The 19566-nt window shown below is 38.0% G+C and carries 17 protein-coding genes; 14 read left to right on the plus strand and 3 right to left on the minus strand.

The genetic code is table 11. From position 1 onward, the window contains the following. Positions 1–253 precede the first annotated feature (253 nt). From CD138_RS12140 to ulaA, 11 genes are all read left to right on the plus strand, one after another. Entirely contained in the window at positions 254–2326 is a 2073-nt protein-coding gene (locus tag CD138_RS12140; RefSeq protein ID WP_238310447.1) for a BglG family transcription antiterminator, read from the plus strand. Positions 2327–2341: 15 nt separating this feature from the next. Further along, positions 2342–2809 (plus strand): PTS sugar transporter subunit IIA, encoded by a 468-nt coding sequence (locus CD138_RS12145; RefSeq protein ID WP_019169244.1) that lies wholly within the window; start codon positions 2342–2344, stop codon positions 2807–2809. A gap of 20 nt (positions 2810–2829) precedes the next feature. Beyond that, a complete protein-coding gene (locus CD138_RS12150) occupies positions 2830–3111 on the plus strand; it encodes a PTS sugar transporter subunit IIB (RefSeq protein ID WP_019169245.1) in 282 nt (93 codons plus the stop codon). Positions 3112–3152: 41 nt separating this feature from the next. Beyond that, positions 3153–4412 (plus strand): PTS galactitol transporter subunit IIC, encoded by a 1260-nt coding sequence (locus tag CD138_RS12155; protein ID WP_019169246.1) that lies wholly within the window; start codon positions 3153–3155, stop codon positions 4410–4412. A gap of 18 nt (positions 4413–4430) precedes the next feature. Beyond that, complete coding sequence (locus tag CD138_RS12160) at positions 4431–5462, plus strand: zinc-binding dehydrogenase (RefSeq protein WP_019169247.1); 1032 nt, start codon at positions 4431–4433, stop codon at positions 5460–5462. 21 nt (positions 5463–5483) lie between these two features. Then, a complete protein-coding gene (locus CD138_RS14330) occupies positions 5484–5639 on the plus strand; it encodes a hypothetical protein (protein ID WP_019169248.1) in 156 nt (51 codons plus the stop codon). A gap of 38 nt (positions 5640–5677) precedes the next feature. Further along, a complete protein-coding gene (locus CD138_RS12165; protein ID WP_019169249.1) occupies positions 5678–6721 on the plus strand; it encodes a galactitol-1-phosphate 5-dehydrogenase in 1044 nt (347 codons plus the stop codon). A gap of 478 nt (positions 6722–7199) precedes the next feature. Next, positions 7200–9134 carry a BglG family transcription antiterminator gene (locus CD138_RS12170; protein WP_019169250.1) on the plus strand — a complete coding sequence of 645 codons (1935 nt, stop codon included), beginning with the start codon at positions 7200–7202 and terminating at the stop codon, positions 9132–9134. A gap of 12 nt (positions 9135–9146) precedes the next feature. Beyond that, positions 9147–9596, plus strand: a complete 450-nt coding sequence (locus CD138_RS12175; protein ID WP_019169251.1) for a PTS sugar transporter subunit IIA — start codon at positions 9147–9149, stop codon at positions 9594–9596. After that, the gene (locus tag CD138_RS12180) at positions 9593–9877 is read left to right on the plus strand and encodes a PTS sugar transporter subunit IIB (protein WP_019169252.1); all 285 of its coding nucleotides are present in this window, start codon (positions 9593–9595) and stop codon (positions 9875–9877) included. Before CD138_RS12175 ends, CD138_RS12180 begins: the two co-directional genes overlap by 4 nt. 17 nt (positions 9878–9894) lie before the next feature. Beyond that, complete coding sequence (ulaA, locus tag CD138_RS12185) at positions 9895–11256, plus strand: PTS ascorbate transporter subunit IIC (protein WP_019169253.1); 1362 nt, start codon at positions 9895–9897, stop codon at positions 11254–11256. Positions 11257–11385: 129 nt separating this feature from the next. Here ulaA and CD138_RS14080 read toward each other — a convergent pair whose 3' ends face one another. Further along, on the minus strand, positions 11386–11499 hold the full coding sequence (locus CD138_RS14080; RefSeq protein WP_019169254.1) for a type I toxin-antitoxin system Fst family toxin: 114 nt from the start codon (positions 11497–11499) through the stop codon (positions 11386–11388). A 1035-nt stretch (positions 11500–12534) separates the two neighbouring features. Between CD138_RS14080 and nrdD the strand changes: the two genes are divergently transcribed. The 3 genes from nrdD to adcA all read left to right on the plus strand — a co-directional run bounded on the left by nrdD (position 12535) and on the right by adcA (position 16694). Next, positions 12535–14385, plus strand: a complete 1851-nt coding sequence (nrdD, locus tag CD138_RS12190) for an anaerobic ribonucleoside-triphosphate reductase (RefSeq protein ID WP_019169005.1) — start codon at positions 12535–12537, stop codon at positions 14383–14385. Then, positions 14382–14921: an anaerobic ribonucleoside-triphosphate reductase activating protein gene (gene nrdG, locus CD138_RS12195; protein ID WP_019169006.1), complete on the plus strand. Its 540-nt coding sequence runs from the start codon at positions 14382–14384 to the stop codon at positions 14919–14921. Before nrdD ends, nrdG begins: the two co-directional genes overlap by 4 nt. Before the next feature lie 192 nt (positions 14922–15113). Beyond that, positions 15114–16694 (plus strand): zinc ABC transporter substrate-binding lipoprotein AdcA, encoded by a 1581-nt coding sequence (gene adcA, locus CD138_RS12200; protein ID WP_019169007.1) that lies wholly within the window; start codon positions 15114–15116, stop codon positions 16692–16694. Positions 16695–17426: 732 nt separating this feature from the next. On the opposite strand, the gene CD138_RS12205 is transcribed toward adcA, so the two are convergent. Both CD138_RS12205 and CD138_RS12210 read right to left on the minus strand, forming a co-directional pair. Further along, positions 17427–18317 (minus strand): fructose bisphosphate aldolase, encoded by an 891-nt coding sequence (locus CD138_RS12205; protein WP_019169008.1) that lies wholly within the window; start codon positions 18315–18317, stop codon positions 17427–17429. A gap of 405 nt (positions 18318–18722) precedes the next feature. Continuing rightward, positions 18723–19409: an acetolactate decarboxylase gene (locus CD138_RS12210; RefSeq protein ID WP_019169009.1), complete on the minus strand. Its 687-nt coding sequence runs from the start codon at positions 19407–19409 to the stop codon at positions 18723–18725. Positions 19410–19566: the final 157 nt, after the last annotated feature.

Consider the following 19566-nt stretch of genomic DNA (forward strand, 5'->3'; position numbering starts at 1 on the left):
GGCCTTAACGCCGTATATGAAGCATATTTAAAGCAGTTACTTTAATATATAAAATTATAGATATGGAATAATTACGCTTTTTAAGTTATTGAGTTTTTTTATTTTATTTGTGTAATCGAAAATATTGTTATTTTTTGCACAAACACATAGGTGTACATCTCGAAAAAGAGAAACTGTGCTTAAAGTGTATCCGGAGTGAGTTGTTTAAATGATAAATTATGCATAGATGCTCAAGGGAGGATCGGATATGGAGATAGAAATGGAGAATCAAAAGTTACTTGAAGAAATTGTATCAAATCCTTCAGTCAAAGGAAAAACGTTGGAAAAAGTGCTAGGGCTTTCAAGGAGACAATTGGGTTATCGAATTCAAAAAATTAATATGTGGTTGGAACAGGAAGGTTATCCCCAAATTGAACGAACGAGTCAAGGGCAGTTTATTGTGCATTCTGAACTATTAGATTTATTTCATATTTCAGATGGACAAGATGGGACTTTATCGGATCAACAATACTTTTCAATTCCAGCAAGACGCTATTTATTAATGTTGATGTTGTATAGCGAAGATAACGCTTATTCGTTGACACATTTTTCGATTGATTTAAAAGTAAGTAAAAACACCATTATCCATGATATTCAACATGTCAAATCAGTGCTTGCTGAGTCGAATTTGAGACTCAAATACACACGGAATTTAGGATACCAATTGCTCGGAGATGAAGTGGAAATTAGACGTTTTCTCTTTAAACTGATTGACAAGCGGCATACTTACGATATTACCGATACAGATGTATTGCGCGCATTGAACCTGACATTTGAAGAGATACAATTACAAGAACGTGAACTGAAAGAGGTCGAAACATTTTTAAGAAGTCGTTTTATTGATCAATCGTTTAACGCGTTACCATTTCTTCTCTGTATTATCAAACGAAGAATTAAAGCAGGACATATTGTTCGCCCTTTGAACATCAATTATCAAGATTTACATGGCACGAAGGAATATGAAGCGAGTGAAATTTTAATTCAATCGTTTGAACACATTCCTCCAGAAGAAAAAGTTTATTTAACCTTGCATCTGCTCTCAACAAGCGTACAATGGGTGGATTTAAATGTAAGTGGAAAGCTACCAGAATTAAAAAGAGCTGTCTATACGTTGATTTATAACTTTGAAAAACTCACATGTATCGAAATTGAGGATAAGGAAAAACTATTCCAACAGCTCATTCTACATTTAAAACCAGCATTTTACAGAATCAGATATGAGTTAAATGATGTTGATGATTTAAATGATCCGCTTAAAGGGATGTATCAAGAATTATTTCATTTAGTGAAGCAGTCTTCTGAGCCATTGACAGCGTTTTTTGGTACGCCTTTGCCCGACAACGAAATCGCGTATTTAACAATGCTATTCGGAGGAAGTTTGAGAAACCAAGATGTAAATTTCGAAGGTAAGGTCAAAGCGATTATCGTATGTCCACAGGGAACTTCTGTGTCTCAAATGATGTTATTGGAACTCAGAAATCTTTTTCCCGAATTGATATTTTTAGACGCAATGTCGATACGTGATCTTGAAAATTATGAATTGGACTACGACCTTATTTTTGCACCTGTGTTTGTGTTAACGCACAAAAAATTATTCATTACAAAAGTGTTTTTATCTGCAAGTGAACAACGAAAATTACGCAGAGACGTATTGCGTTATTTAAATCAAGATACGCCACAAGTCACCGAAGAAATTGAAAAATTAATTGAGATCATTAAAAAATCTGCAACGGTGAATGATATCCAAAGTTTGCGAAATGATTTAGAAAACTATGTGGGCCGATTCCATGCTTTATCTGGTGTGGATTCGCATACTTATACGACGAAGCAAGAACTAACACTTTATGATTTGATACCTGCACGTCATATTCAAAAAGCGTATCGGGTTGCAGATATGGAAGAAGCAATAGCAAAGGCAGCTGAACCGCTCGTTAAGAATCATTTAGTACACCAAAACTATGTGGAAGCGATGAAAGCGACATTTGATGATAGCTATATGATTATTATGCAAAATATTGCGATTCCACATGCGTATTCAGAAAAGGATGTCAATAAAACAGCGATGAGCATGTTAATCTTACAAAATCCTGTTAGAACGAAGCAAGGTCATGAGATTCAAATCATCGTACCCATTGCAGCGACGGATAAAGTATCACACTTAAAAGCACTTTTACAATTAAGAGATTTAGCGCAACATACGCAAGCGATTCAAAGCATGATTCAATCGCGAAAAATATCAGAAATCAGCCAATGGATTGCTCGGTTTTCAGAAAAAGAGGATCAATAAAGAGAGGGAAAGGTTATGTCGGACAATTTAATTTATGACGAGAACATTTTGATTGATTTAGAAGCAACAGATAAAAATGATGCATTATCTCAAATTTCTGATTTGCTAGAGCGAAATGGATTTGTTAAAGCATCTTTTAAAGAAGCGGTGATTGATAGGGAAGCAAATTATGCGACAGGGTTACCGACACATTTTTGTTCAGTCGCGATACCGCATACTGATATCGTACATGTCATCCATCCAACTATCAGTGTAGCCGTCCTTAAAAATGAAGTTTCCTTTGTTGAAATGGGAAGTTTTGACCAGGAAACAGAAGTCAAAATCATTTTTATGCTCGCTGTTAACAAATCAGACGATCAACTCGTGTTGTTACAACAATTAATGCAAATTTTTCAAAGCGAAGAAAAACTTAAAAAGATTTTAAATGCTAAACAAAGTACAGAGATTGCCCAACTGATGAAGCAATTTTTGGCAGTCCAATAAATGATGAGGAGGAATTTATGATGAAACAAGTATTAGTCGCATGTGGCGCAGGTATCGCAACATCAACAGTAGTCAATAATGCCATTGAGGAGCTTGCTAAAACGCACAATATTAAAGTAGATATCAAACAAATTAAGATTACAGAAGTGGGACCATATGAGCAAACAGCAGATTTATTAGTGACAACAGCAATGACGCAAAAAAAATATCCTTTTCCAGTCATTAATGCACGTAACTTTTTAACTGGCATTGGTATCGAACAAACGAAACAACAAATTTTAGATGAACTATTGAAATCATAAGAGTCGGTCATTGAAACGATTCCGAGAGGGTGGGAATTAATATGAGTCATTTTGTAGATTTTGTTAGAGGTTTTCTAGACTTAGGGGCAACAGTGATTCTACCAGTCGTTATATTTTTATTAGGACTGTTTTTTAGACAAAAAATAGGAGCAGCCTTTCGTTCAGGGCTTACCATTGGGGTTGCATTTGTAGGGATTTTCTTGGTCATTGACTTACTTGTAAAGAATTTAGGTCCCGCAGCACAAGCGATGGTAGAAAATTTAGGCGTCGATTTAAATGTGATTGATGTGGGATGGCCAGCTACATCTTCAATTGCTTGGGCTTCATCGGTGGTGGCATTCATTATCCCATTAGGCATTATCGTGAATGTCGTGATGCTACTGACTAAATTAACGAAAACGATGAATGTGGATATTTGGAACTTTTGGCATTATACATTTATGGCAGCAATGGTTTATGCCGTGTCAGGTAGTTTGTGGCAATCACTTCTAGCGGCTGTAATTTTCCAAGTGATTTGTTTGAAAGTAGCCGATTGGACAGCACCAATGATGAGTGAATTCTTTGATTTACCAGGTGTTTCCATAGCGACGGGAAGTACCATTTCTTACGCACCGGGTATTTTCTTAGTGAAAGGTTTACAAAAAATCCCTGGTTTAAACAAATTGGATGCAGATCCTGAAACAATTCAAAAACGTTTCGGCGCTTTTGGAGAATCTATATTTGTTGGTTTGATTCTTGGTTTAGTAATCGGTCTTTTAGCAGGTTATTCAGTCGGAGACGTGATTAACTTAGGTATGTCAATGGCAGCGGTCATGGTACTCATGCCGAGAATGGTGAAGATTTTGATGGAAGGCTTAATGCCGGTATCAGAATCAGCGAGAACGTGGCTGAACCAAAGATTTGGAGAACGTGAAATTTATATTGGATTAGACGCAGCTGTAGCATTAGGTCATCCAGCAGTGATTTCAACAGCACTCATTTTAGTCCCTGTGACAGTACTATTAGCTGTGGTGTTACCAGGAAACCAAGTATTACCATTTGGAGATTTAGCTACGATTCCTTTTGTAGTGGCATTTATTGTGGGGGCGGCACGTGGCAATATTATTCATTCAGTCATCGTTGGAACAATCATGATCGCGATTTCTTTATATATTGCGACAGATGTAGCGCCTATCTTTACTGAAATGGCACAAGGCACAAGTGTGAAAATGCCTGAAGGTTCTTCAAAAATTTCAAGTATAGACCAAGGTGGAAACATCATTAACTATATTATTTTCAAAATATTCAGCTTAATCAATTAGTACAATAGGGGTGTTGAGATGAAAGCGCTAGTTAAAACAGAATTAGGCTATGGTCATTTGGAAGTATTAGATCGAACTGAGCAAAAACCATTAGATCAACAAGTGAAAATTGAAGTGAAGTATGCAGGGATTTGTGGAACAGACCTCCACACGTTTGAAGGGCACTATAAAGTGAACGCACCTGTGACACTTGGGCACGAATTTTCAGGTGAAATTGTCGAAGTCGGAAAGGATGTTACAGCATTTAAAGTCGGTGATCGAGTGACTTCTGAAACAACTTTTTATGTTTGTAATGAATGTCGATATTGTAAAGAGAAAGATTATAACTTATGCAACTATCGAAAAGGACTTGGCACACAGGTAGATGGAGGATTCGCGAAATACGTTATAGCCAGAGAGGAAAGTGTCCATCGACTTCCTGACAATGTGTCATATCAATCTGCGGCAATGACAGAACCGCTTGCATGTGCGTATCATGCGGTTTCTAAAATTAATGTCAATGTTGGTGATGTTGCTGTTGTGATGGGACCAGGTCCGATTGGATTGCTTGTTGCGCAAGTTTTGAAAAGTAAAGGGGCAATCGTTGTCATCACAGGTTTAGATAGCGATGAGAAGCGACTAGAAAAAGCCAAAGCATTAAAGATGGATCATGTGGTGAATTTACAGCAATCCAATTTAGAAGAGAAGGTTAAAGCCATTACGGATGGTTACGGTGCTGACATTGTAATGGAATGTTCAGGTGCTGTTCCTGCTGCTAAACAAGGTCTTTCATTATTGCGAAAAAAAGGTGCTTATGGCCAAGTTGGTATTTTTAAAACGGCTGAAATTCCATTCGATATGGAAAAAGTCATTCAAAAAGAATTGACTATTGTAGGAAGCAGAAGTCAAAAGCCTGCTGATTGGGAACCTTCTTTACAGCTGATGTCACAAGGATTGGTAGATGCTGAAGCACTGGTTACAGAAGAATTTTATATTGATGAATGGGACAAGGCCTATCAACATTTAAAATCAGGAGACGGGATTAAAGCGCTATTAAAACCATTGTCATAATCAATAAAAAGGGTGATTGTAATGATAGAGTCAATGTTAAATTTGATGCTCGGACCGATGCGACACATTACGGATATTTACATGGAACATTTATTAGTCAGTAATTCGGCGGTGATTTTGAGTTATTTCACTTTCACGATTTTTAAAAGAAAGCGCATGGTTGATAACAAGTCGTGACGTAGATTGTATAAATAGAAGGAGAGGAGGGAGGATCTTTGAAAGCTTTAAATCTATATCATATGAATGATTTAAGATATGAAGAATGTGAGATGCCGGTCATCGAAGCTGATAATGACGTGGTGATAGAAGTAAAGGCAACAGGGATATGCGGTTCTGACACGTCGAGATATGCAAAGTTAGGGCCTTATGTTAAAGGCATGACGTTCGGACATGAATTTTCAGGTGTGGTCCATCAAGTTGGCGAAGGTGTTTCAAATGTTGCAGTGGGAGACCGTGTCACAGCGTGTCCTACGATCGTATGTGGTCAATGCGATTATTGCAAACAAGGGGCGTATTCTCGATGTGAAAATTTGTACGTCATCGGCTCTTATGTCCCTGGATCATTTGCACAATATGTGAAAGTACCTGCCTCACATGTGCTGAAAATACCAGATAATGTTGATTTTCAAACTGCAGCAATGGTTGAACCTTCCGCAGTGGTCGCACATGGCTTTTATAAGACACACCTCAAACCTGGAATGACCGTGGCTGTAATTGGAACTGGAAGCATCGGCTTACTTGCAATTCAATGGGCTAAAATATTTGGGGCTACGCAAATTATTGCGATTGACATTGATGACCATAAACTTGAAGTTGCCCAAAAAGTAGGCGCTGATATAGTGATCAATAGTGCAAAGGTCGATTTGGAAGAAACAGTTCAACAAATGTATAGGGATAAAATTGATTTGGCTGTGGAATCTTCAGGTGCTAAGTCAGTCATAGGATCAGTTTTGACACTACCTAAAAAAGGTGGAGAAGTATTATTCCTAGGTATCCCTTATGCAGATATTGCTTTAAGTAGGATGCAGTTTGAAAAAATATTAAGAAATGAACTGAGTTTGTTCGGGTCATGGAACGCATTATCTGCAGTATTTCCCGGGAAAGAATGGACATCAACGTTGCACTACATGAGTGAAGGGGCAATACGTGTAGCGCCAATCGTGTCTCATTATGTCCCATTATCTCAAGGACCTGAGATGTTTAGTCGAATCATTCAAAGAAAAGAAAATATCAATAAAGTTATTTTTTATCCAGAATAAACAATAGGATGGCGTTGATGTCATCCTATTTTTTTAGGTTCATTTACTTTTGATTTGCCATTTGAGTCGTTCAGTGTGACAGTTTGCCTTCTTCACGACACCTCTATGAATTTTTTATTTTTCCACACACATCATCAGTCATATATTGCAATTGCACATCTCTCATATGCGACGTCTCTTTTTTAAGATGGATATGAAGTGGTGTAACGCCTTGATGACTTCTTTCTTTAATTCAATTTCTTGCATGTTCAAAATTCTCTATTTTTGCATTAATCATGATTTTATGTTTTTGAAATCTCTTTGATTATGAATCATTTAAGGTTTTAATAAATACAACTGCAGTGTCGTTTGGAGGCATACAGTGAAGGAATCATGTCCTTCGTGTTACATATGCAAAATTTCGTTTTGAAAACTGAAGTGAATTGCACATCCATCTAGGAGCTAGAGCAATTACAATAATGGCATAGGAGGTTGAACGTTGCTAACGAACAGACAATTTGAAATTTTAGACAAAGTCATCAAAACGCAAGATTTCGTTTCCATTGCTGATTTGGCAAATGAATTTGAGCGCTCCGAAAGAACGATTCAATATGATATTGAGTACATTGAGTTTATGAAAGAAGCGTTGCATTTAGAAATTCAAAGGAGTAAGAGCAACGGAATTAAAATTGATTGTGAAGATTTGAGTGCGATTCAGCAAATGAATCAGGCCACTTTCCCAGATGTGCATTTTACGAAAAGTGAGCGGCATTTACAAATTTTATTGCATCTGTTTGAAGCGAAATCACCTGTCAACTCACGGATGTTATCGACTTTAGTCAATGTTTCACGACGTACGATTGTTGATGACTTGAAAGATGTGACGGCATGGCTTCAAGAGCAAGCGTTAACTTTACAATATGTGAAAAATAAAGGGTTTGTTATTGATGGAGATGAAGGGAGTTATCGAAAAGCTTACGGTCTCATCATTCATGATTATGTCAAAGCGACAAACGAATTAGTGCGTAAGACGTTATTTGAAGATGAAGATATGCAGTGGATGCGGCAAATGGTGCTTCACACGTTAGAAGAAGAGAGTTATCCGCTCTTTCAAATTGCAATTGATGGATTGGTGATTCATTTGTTAATTGCAATTCAGCGTGTTAAAAAGCAATTTACGATGGAACCTCCTCAAGAAGCACTCACAGCATTGATGGAGACGGATGCATTTCGAATTGCTCAAGCGATTGCAGTCGAAGTTGAACAGCATTATGACATTACGTTTCCGCCATCAGAAACGATGTTCATTGCGCTACATTTATTGAGTGCTAAAAAGTTAAAAATTGAAAATGATTATGTCGGTACGGAAGAACTTCAAATCCTCATTCACCAATTTGTCGAAAGAATGAGTGCGAGTTTAGGCATTGATTTAATTAAAGATACGAAATTGCTGAATAACCTCTATCTTCATCTCACACCTGCACTCAATCGGTTAACGTATCGATTCGTTCAACACAATCCTATTAAGCAAGATATTTATGCGCAGTACATGGAAATAACTGAAGTGATTACCGATAATATTTGGATTTTTGAAGAATTATACGATGTGGTATTTACGGATGATGAAATTGCATACTTAACGCTTCATGTCGCTTCCGCAATTGAAAGATTGACACAGCATAAGGGGCGAAAAATCAAAATTGTATTATTGTGTGGCTCTGGTATTGGAACGTCACAGTTATTAAAGGAAAAATTGCGAAAAATATATCCAGAATTTGATATTTTGGATGCTTACTCGTTGTATCAAATTGATGAAGCTCAGTTGAAAAAGCGTTATGTGGACTATGTCATTACGACAGTACCGATTCAATTGAAAGCGATTAAATGTATTAAAGTGACACCGTTTTTGGATAAGCAGGATAGAGAAAAGCTCAATGACATCATTAATCAAGAACGGGAGCGCTTTGCACACCGTCTATCACGTCAAAGCTTGCAGTTGAAACAAGTGATGAAACCTGAATATTTGGGCGTGATTCATCAAAAGATGTCTCGTAATGAGGCGATTACTGAAGTGATGCGCCCGCTAGAACAAGCAGGGATGATTCATGAACAGTACAAAAATGAAATTATGAATAAGTTGGATGAATTTGGCGCGTATATGGTCATCAGTCCACATATTGCGTTACTTCATGGCAGTACGGAATATACGTTGAACGGGGTAGGGATGACATTGTTTTATTTTGAACAAGGTGTCGCCTTTGAACATGACCGTTTTGATCCGGTAAAGGTGATGATTGGCTTAGCGACGGATGAACCACAAAAACATTTAACTGCTTTGAAAGAACTGAGCGACATACTGATGGATGATAAAATACGCACCCAACTCTTACATGGAGATTTGACAGGATTGAAAAATAAATTAGCGTGTTCGTAAAGGAGGCCGAATATGTCCTTAGAAATGCTGACAGAAGATAAGATTAATGTTAAAGAATATGTGGCAACTTGGGAAGAGGCAATTAAAGTGGCGGCGCAACCACTCTTAGACCAGGCGTATTTTAACCCAAGTTACGTCGACGCAATGATAGATAGTGTTTATCGACACGGGCCGTATATCGTCATTGCACCTGAGATTGCGATTGCGCATGCAAGGCCCAATGGCAATGTCAACAAAGTCGGGCTCAGTTTGTTGAAACTCCATCGCCATATTGATTTTGGCGAAAAGAGTCACTACGCCAGTTTGATTTTTGTATTTAGTGCAGTGGATACCCATTCACATTTGGATATTTTACAAAGTTTGGCACGCATTTTAGGCGATGTGACAACAGTAAATCGTTTAATGCAAAGTCAAAATGCAGCGGAAATCGTATCAATTATAAAAGGAGTAGAGCAAAGATGAAAATTTTAGTGGTATGTGGTCACGGTTTAGGTAGTAGCTTTATGGTAGAAATGAATGTCCAAGAAGTGTTGAAACAGATGACATTAAAACAAAATGTCGATGTGGAACATAGTGACATTATGTCAGCAAGTCCTGAAATGGCAGATTTGTTTATTTGTGGACGAGACTTAGAAGAAAATGCGGCACGACTTGGAGATGTACTCATTTTAGACAATATTTTAGATAAGGAAGAGCTAGAAAGAAAGTTAACAGATAAATTCGAGACGTTAGAAATGATTTAAAATAAGGGGTGTTGTCTATGCAAATGATACTTGATTTAATTGTCGATGTACTGAGTCAACCCGCAATTCTTGTGGCCTTGATTGCTTTTATCGGGTTAGTTGTACAGAAAAAACCGGCTTCAGTCGTGACATCAGGGACCATTAAAACGATTTTAGGCTTTTTGGTATTAAGCGCAGGTGCCGGTGTCGTGGTGCAATCATTAGAACCATTTGGCAAAATTTTCCAACATGCATTCGGTGTCCAAGGCGTTGTTCCGAATAATGAAGCCATTATTTCGATCGCGTTAGAAAAATATGGCACAACAGCAGCGCTCATTATGGTATTTGGGATGTTAGTGAACATTTTAATTGCACGTGTGTCGAATTTAAAGTTTATTTTCTTAACAGGGCATCATACATTTTACATGGCAGCGTTTTTAGCTATTATTTTAACAGTCGGTCATATTAAAGGTGTACTCACAGTAGTGTTAGGTGCATTGATTTTAGGTTTGATTATGGCAGTGTTTCCGGCGCTGGCACAACCGACAATGCGCAAGATCACAGGGAATGACCAAGTCGCATTGGGGCATTTTGGAACTGTGAGTTATTGGGCAGCAGGTGAAGTTGGGAAATTATTTAAAGGGCGTTCAAAATCAACGGAAGAGATTAAGTTTCCTAAAGGGTTAAGCTTTTTACGTGAAAGTACGATTAGCATTTCATTAACGATGATCTTGCTTTATTTGATTGCGAGTTTGTTTGCTGGCGTCGGCTATGTACAAGATGAAATCAGTAAAGACCAAAACTTCATCGTCTTTTCACTCATTCAAGGCGTTACCTTTGCGGCAGGGGTGTTCATCATTTTAACAGGTGTGCGTTTGATCTTAGCGGAGATTGTGCCTGCATTTAAAGGAATTTCAGAAAAGTTAGTCCCACACTCAAAGCCGGCACTGGATTGTCCAATTGTTTTCCCATATGCGCAAAATGCAGTATTGATTGGTTTCTTCGTCAGCTTTTTAACAGGTGTCCTTGGCATGTTTGTGATGTTTTTAATTGGTGGCGTGGTCATTTTACCAGGCGTCGTGCCACATTTCTTTTTAGGTGCAACTTCAGGTGTATTTGGTAACGCACGTGGTGGCATTAAAGGGGGGATTGCAGGTTCGGCTTTAAATGGTCTGTTGATTACGTTTTTACCGTTACTCTTCTTGCCATTCTTAGGGGATTTAGGACTCGCCTCAACAACTTTCTCAGATACTGACTTTTTAGTTGTCGGTATTGTGTTTGGTAATATCGTTAAATACTTAGGTATAATAGGTCTGGTCATCGGTATTATTGCTACAGCAGTCATTGCGATGGTGTTACAAAAACAGGGTCGTACAAGATCAGAAGCGACAAAGTCTTAATATGTCTTGCTTGAGAATAAACTTGCACTTTTCTTAAAGAGACGCTATAATGATGTCATAAAACTCGTACATTAAGTACTACACCAAACCCCCTCACTGGTCAGAGTGAGGGGGTTTTTAATGGTGTGGCTACAATCGCCTATTTTTCTTGCCGTTATCTTTATTTCGTAGCCAATAGGCAAATAAAGCAACGGTACACCCACTGAGGACAGTGAGTGTATATTGCGCAAAAAACTCGCACATCTTCCTACACCTCCTTTCATGTCGTGTTGACACCTAAAGGATAGGCGATACCCTATTATATTACATTATAAATATAAAAATAAAGTTATAATATAACATTAGCTGTTTATTGATTTTCTGTCACGCAGTGAATATCTTTTTCTTAAAAATCAATATCACCTCATGTTATTTTTCAATTATTTACCACTGGTTTACGCCACTTTTAAAAGCTTTGCATGATGATTTTAAAGTATATAGAAATAAACTCAATTTTTTTATTAAGAGAAATTATAATAAAAATGTAAAATTTTACAAAAACTCAACCATTTTTTCTCAACGCGCGAATTGAGTGACTTTTAATGGTGTGGTGACAATCGTCTATTTTTATTGCCGTTATCTTTATTTCGTAGCCCATAGGCAAATAAAGCAACGGTGTACCCACTGAGCGCAGTGAGTGCATATTGTGCTAAAAATTCACATAGGGGCTGGAAAACCATTGCGTTTCTCAGCCCTATTTATCGTGAAGCTATATCTACAGTTGATGATAATAACGACAAAAATGAGGAAGAGTTGGACATGAAAAGTTGATGCTATGGATTGTTTTCATATCAGAAACTTGCCCTCTACTTCCTGTATTTGGAGTAAGATTGCCAGAAGGCTGAGACTCCTGAGGAATCAGCTGGTCCGGAGAATCCACTAACGCCTCAACAAGTGTAATAGTTTAATCAAGCGTTAGTTAGTCGAAGGGCCAGCCCCTAGGAAACGCGAAGCCATGAGGGCAATCAAAAATACAATTCATAGCGGAAGGGCAAGTTAAACCAAATATTACATCAATACCATCAAAAATTTTCATGTCCCACTCTCCTCTTGTATGATGTCACCCAAATCGATGGCACAAGGAAGTTATTTTCGATACCTACTGTCCCACAACACGCTGTTCACATAATGTTAAAAAAGAAATGACAAATCGGTTAATGATTCAGATATCATTTGATAAACACTACATATAGTGTTTATGATTATTTATAGACACTACATATAGAAAAGAGTGATATTTTGACACAACTTGAAAAGCAATTAACTGGTTTAATGACAAAAGATCCGACGATTGTAAATGAAAATGCAAATAAAGACAGTGAAACTTTTTCAACGATGCGCGATTTGACGGCGGGAGTTGTTTCAAAGTCTTACGCATTACAACATTTGTTGCCGTCCCATGTCGCTCAGGCACATCAAAAAGGTGAAATTCACTTTCATGATTTAGACTATCATCCATTTCAACCTTTAACGAACTGTTGCTTAATCGATGCGAAAGGGATGATGGCGAATGGTTTTCAAATCGGCAATGCGCAAGTGACCTCTCCAAAGTCGATTCAAACCGCTGCTGCGCAGTTAGTTCAAATTATTGCCAATGTGTCGAGCAGTCAGTATGGCGGTTGTACAATTGATCGTGTTGACGAATTGTTGAGTCATTATGCACATTTTAATGAAGAAAAACATCGCGAAGTTGCACGTGAATTTGTGAAAGATGACCAAATTGATGCCTATGTGGACAAACGTGTGACTCAAGACATTGCTGATGCGGTAGAAAGCTTAGAATATGAAATTAATACGTTATACACATCGAACGGTCAGACACCTTTCGTTACACTAGGATTTGGTCTTGGGGAAGACGAACTCAGCCGCAAAGTCCAAAAGGCAATTTTAAAGACGCGTATTAAAGGTCTCGGGAAAGACAGAATTACAGCGATTTTTCCAAAACTTGTCTTCTCGATTAAAAAAGGGACAAATTTTGCGCCGGAAGACCCGAATTATGATATTAAACAGTTAGCGTTACAATGTGCGATGAAGCGGATGTACCCGGATATTTTGAATTATGACAAAACGGTGGAACTTCTAGGCGATTTTAAAGCACCGATGGGATGTCGTTCATTTTTACCTGCTTGGCAAAATGCGCAAGGTGCGTTTGAAAATAATGGACGTTGTAATTTAGGTGTTGTGACGTTGAATATTCCACGTATTGCAATCGAGTCAGGAGGGGACATGACACGTTTTTGGGATTTATTTGATGAACGTATGCAAGTGTTACATGATGCGCTCGTTTATCGTATTGAACGCGTGAAAGAAGCGGTCCCGAACAATGCACCTATTTTATATAAACGTGGTGCTTTTAAATATCGTATTAATGAAGAAGATCCTGTTGATACATTTTTCAATCAACAACGCGCGACGATTTCGATGGGGTATATCGGTTTATATGAAGCAGCGACCGTCTTTTTTGGACCGAATTGGGAAACGAATCCTGAGGCGAAAGATTTTACGTTAAATATATTAAGACAAATGAAAAATTACCAGCATGAATGGACAGCGCAATATGATATTTGGTTTAGCATTTATAGTACGCCAAGTGAGTCACTCACAGATCGTTTTTGTCGCTTAGATCGTGAAGCATTTGGTGATATTCCGGATATTACCGATAAAGGCTATTATCAAAATTCGTTCCACTATGATGTGCGCAAAGATGTCACACCTTTTGAAAAGTTAGATTTTGAAAAAGAGTATCCTTATTTGGCATCGGGTGGCTATATTCATTATTGTGAGTATCCAAAGTTAGATCACAACGTTAAAGCGCTCGAAACGGTTTGGGATTATGCTTATGACCGTGTGAGCTATTTAGGTACGAATATTCCAATTGATCATTGCTATGACTGTGGTTTTGAAGGTGATTTCGATACGACTGAAACAGGTTATCGCTGTCCGGAGTGTGGCAATCAAAATCCAGAAACGGTGGATGTGGTCAAACGGACTTGTGGTTATCTCGGTAATCCTGTTCAACGACCAACGATTGAAGGACGCCATAAAGAAATGTGTGCACGGGTGAAACATTTGAAGGTGCGCCCATCATGAGTGTGCCACAAGTAACGGCTGGCGCTGGCTACATCGCAAAAATTGAATACCAAAGTTTTGTCGATGGTGAAGGGGTACGATGTAGCGTGTATGTCTCTGGCTGTCCATTTCAATGCGAAGGGTGTTATAACAAAGCTGCCCAGCATTTTCGTTATGGTGAGGCGATGACGGACGAGGTGATTGAGGAGGTGCTCGACGCATGCGCACCGGAATACATTGCTGGATTGAGCATTTTAGGTGGGGAACCTTTTAGTAATTTAAAGGTGGTAGCCCCACTCGTCCAAGCATTTCGTGCACGGTACGGTCGGAAAAAGTCGTTATGGATTTGGACAGGTTATTTATTTGAATATTTATGGCGTGCAAATGACCAACGTACAGAGGTGATGAAACAAGCCGATGTCATTGTCGATGGGATGTTTGTCCAATCGTTGTATCGTCCGAACTTGCCTTATAAAGGTTCGCTCAATCAACGTGTGATCGATGTTCAACAATGGCGAAACACACAACAACTCAGTCAATCGATTTATATTGAATAAACATATAGAACCAAGTATTTTGTTACAAACTGATAAGAAGAATTCAGTAGCATTATTGAAAATGAAAGTCTATCTTGACAGGTAGGCTTTTTTACTGGAATTTTACATAAAAATAGTTATTGCACTTCTTATCAGATTAGCGTATAATTTTAAATCGAAATCATTACTGTTTGGTTGGGAGGAGACCACATTATGAAAAAAGGTTTGAAAGTATTGGCGGCAGTGCTGTTGTCAGGAACGGTTCTCGCGGCGTGTGGCCAAGATGGGGACGATAAAGCATCAAAAGATCAACTTAAAGTGACAACGACTGTGTTCCCATTACAATCTTTTGTGAAACAAATTGGTGGCGAGCATGTGACTGTCGATTCAATTTATCCTAAAGGTACAGACTTACATAGTTTTGAACCGACACAAAAAGATATTATCGATGCGAGTCAATCTGATTTATTCATTTATACAGGCGACGATTTAGATCCAGTAGCGAAAAAAGTTGCGAGTGCAATTAAAAAAGATGATCATAAATTATCATTGGAAAACAGCTTAGATAAAGCCACTTTATTAACAGATCAACATGAACACGGCGAGCATGAAGAACACGGTGATCACGATGAACATGGAGAAGAAGCACACGAACACGGTGAATCACATGAAGAACATGAACATCATCATCATGGCGGTTATGATCCACACGTATGGTTAGACCCACAAATGGATAAAAAATTCGTGACTGCGATTCGTGACGACTTAAGTAAACGTGATCCAGAGCATAAAGCAGAATATGAAAAAAATGCAGATAAAGTATTAAAAGACTTAGATAGCATTGACAAAGAGTTAAAAGATGTGACGAAAGATCATCAAGGTCATGCGGTATTTATTTCTCATGAATCATTAGGTTATTTAGCAGACCGATATGGCTTCGTGCAAAAAGGGGTTCAAAGCTTAAATGCTGAAGATCCATCACAAAAAGAACTGACTGAAATTGTGAAAGAAATTAATGACACTGGCGCAAAATACATTCTTTATGAAGAAAATGTCGCAAATAAAGTCACAGACACAATCCGTAAAGAAACAGATGCTCAACCATTGAAATTCAACAATATGGAAGCTGTATCTAAAGACCAAGAAAAAGATGCGACATACCAATCATTGATGAAAGAAAACGTGAAAAACATCGAAAAAGCGCTCAACGACAAAATTAAAGTTGAAGATGATAAAGCGGCGAACAAACATAGTAAAGCCATCCAAGACGGTTATTTCAAAGATGATCAAGTGAAAGACCGCGATTTATCAGATTATGCAGGTGAATGGCAATCTGTTTACCCATTATTGAAAGATGGTACATTGGATGAAGTATTCGAACATAAAGCAGAAGACAAAGGTGACAAATCTGCAAAAGAATACAAAGCTTATTATGATAAAGGTTATAAAACAGATGTAGAAAAGATTAAAATTACAGATAATCAAATTACCTTTACGAAAAATGGTAAGTCTATGACAGGTACGTACAGTTATGATGGTAAAGACATTTTGAAATATGATGGTGGTAATCGCGGCGTACGTTATACATTCAAACTTGAAGGTGACGCGTCAGAAGGTTTACCGAAATATGTACAATTTAGCGATCATAATATTGCACCTACGAAAACAGGACATTTCCACATCTTTACAGGAAATGACCGTGACAAAGTATTGAAAGAATTAGAAAACTGGCCAACGTACTATCCAGCTGATCTTTCAAAAGAAGAAGTAAAAGATGAAATGTTAGCGCATTAATATTCCTCATTAAAAGAACCGGAAGAGACATATATCTCTTCCGGTTTTTTCGCGTTTTGAGGTGGTTTGAACGGTAACACAAAGGGGGAGGGGACATAATCATTTTTGATGCTGTGGATGCAGTATTTTGTTCAACTCACCCTCCCTATGATTTGTGGCTTCTGATTGCCCTTATGGCTTCGCTTTCTTAGGCTGGCCCTTCGACTAACTCACGCTTAATTAAACGATTACATTTGTTGAGGCGTTAGTGGATTCTGGGAGCAGTACAGAAATCTCAAGTTTGACAAAGATTTCGCAGTACTGCCCCCGCAAGGCTGCCTAGACTTCTCAAAAGCATCCACATTGAGAAGTCAGACAGCTACTGCGATAAACATCATCCACTATTAAAGTAAAGAAGGAACTGTTAGCAGTATGTACGCATACCCTCAAAAGTCTCAGCCTTCTGGCAATCTAACTCCAAATACAGGAAGTAGAGGGCAAGTTTTTGATATGAAGACAATCTATAGCATCAACTTTTTATGTCCGTTCTTCCTCATTTTCGTTGTTATTATCATTATCTGAAGATATAGCTCCACGATAATAGGGCTAGGATATCATAATGATCCTAGCTCCTTTGCATTTTGCGTTGTCGTTACGATTTAAAAAATATGGATAACGTTAGCATTTCACCATTGAGTAAAATGAACGTTATCCATATTTGAATTTTATTGATGGGTTAAAAGTGAGTGTAGCTTAGACTTTGTTGACTGATGCATCGTAAATGGCATCAATCGTTTGACCTAATAAGCGATCAAATTCTTCATCGGATTGGCTCACGCGTAAGTCGTTAATTAATGCACGTGAGAAACTTGCGATTAAGCCATCATTGGTTTTTAAGAATTCATTCGCTTTCTCAAGGCTGTAACCACCAGATAATGCAACTACACGGACCACATTTGGATGGTTAATTAAAGATTGATATTGATTCTTTTGAGTTGGAATTGTAATCTTTAACATGACATAATCTTCAGAACCGAGCTTGTCTAAATGTTGATGAATAGATTCGGCTAAATAAGCTTCAATTTCAGCCTTCTGTTCTGCATCAATATTTACTTCTGGTTCGATGATTGGCACGAGGCCTTTTGCAATGATGCGTTGTGCAACTTCAAATTGTTGTTCAACAACCGCATCGATACCTGCTTTATTGAACTCTAAAATGTTAGAACGCATTTTTGTACCGAAAATTTTGTGCTCATTCGCACGATCTAATAAACTGTCCAACTCAGGCATCGGTTTCATAAGTTGAACGCCATTTTCTTTATCTTCAAGACCTTTATCTACTTTTAAGAAAGGCACAATACCTTTATCAGCTAAATATTCACCAGTGTGCTTACCTTCTACTTCACGATCCATTGTTTGCTCGAATAAAATCGCACCAAGCACTTTATCTGCAGTAAATGACGGAGAAGTCACGATACGTGTACGCATGTCATGAACGAGTTTGAACATTTCGTCATCATTTGTGTACTGATCTTCTGAAACACCATAGCCACGTAACGCTTTTGGTGTACTTCCACCACTTTGGTCAAGGGCTGCGATAAAACCATTTCCGTTTTTAACTTTATCAAATTGTTCTTGATTCATACTGACTTTCCTCCTCGAAACATTTTTCTATGTCTAGTATGACGAAATATCATATCAGATTCAAATAAAATGGAATGTCCAAAAATGGGGAGAACAAAGATAGAACACTGTTATAACAGGTGTTGAGACATTTTGTCTATAAGGTGAACAATTTGAAAAGAGAGGGAGGGAATGAAAAAACGCCACTGCACCACACATTGTTGGAATATGTATGGTTACAGTAGCGGATACATGGCTGACGTCTAAAATTGCGTATTTCATTTCATTTAAGACAAGTCATCTGACATAGATGATGGAATAAATTTTGAATACTTTCACTGCATCGATTTTGGCGGAAACTCATCCTTATTAACGATTGATTTGCTACGGCGTCACATGATATCGTGTCAAACACATCATAATTGCTTATTCAGGGAAATATTGAATAAACAATGGTTCAACGGTTGGACAGATTACTGAAAATCCGTCAAAGCTTTGGAATGATGCACGCGCTGCTACAACGTTAAAGCTCATCACTTTTCCAACAATATGATGATGCTCTGAAACGAAATAGGCGCTAAACCCAGGTGGATGAATACCACTCAACTCATGGGGTGTAAATAGGACTAAAATGGTGCCTTTGATTTCACGAATTGTACGCTCAACTTCGCTTAAAGTAATCGGTTGTGTGTGTTGAGATAATGGTTCGATGACGGGATGTTTTTCGTAAATACTGAGATGTAAATCACTGAAGTCACCTTGAATCATTGTCATGGAAAACAACTGATTGCTTTCAAACTTTTGTTTAATTCTTTCAAATACATAGGTATGATGCATGTCTGTGATGTCAAAAGTCAATTGAGCACGATCACGGTAAACGGCGCCATAAGGTACTTTTTCTCTACCATTAAGTCCGTGATGCTCATCAAATTGATTCATATGAACGGGCTGACCATCAATAATCACAAAATCGCCATCTGCATGATTTAATGTGCCAAAGCCATAATCGCCGTAACGTAACAGTTCAGCAATTGTGACTTCACTCTCTAGATGACCTTCTAACAAGCTTTTCATCGAGCCTACTTGATGAATGTAATGACGATATTCTTTCAATGAATCAGCCTCCTTTTTATTTCTCAATACAATTTGAAATATCGCTGATGCGCCATTTTAATCCTGTGCCTCATCGGCCAAAGATAGCAAAGCCCTTCGTCGACGAATAAGATTTTAAAATATATTTTGTTGCTTGCTATGTAAAAAGTATAAACGC

This window comes from Staphylococcus intermedius NCTC 11048, assembly GCF_002902385.1.
Taxonomy (GTDB): Bacteria; Bacillota; Bacilli; order Staphylococcales; family Staphylococcaceae; genus Staphylococcus; species Staphylococcus intermedius.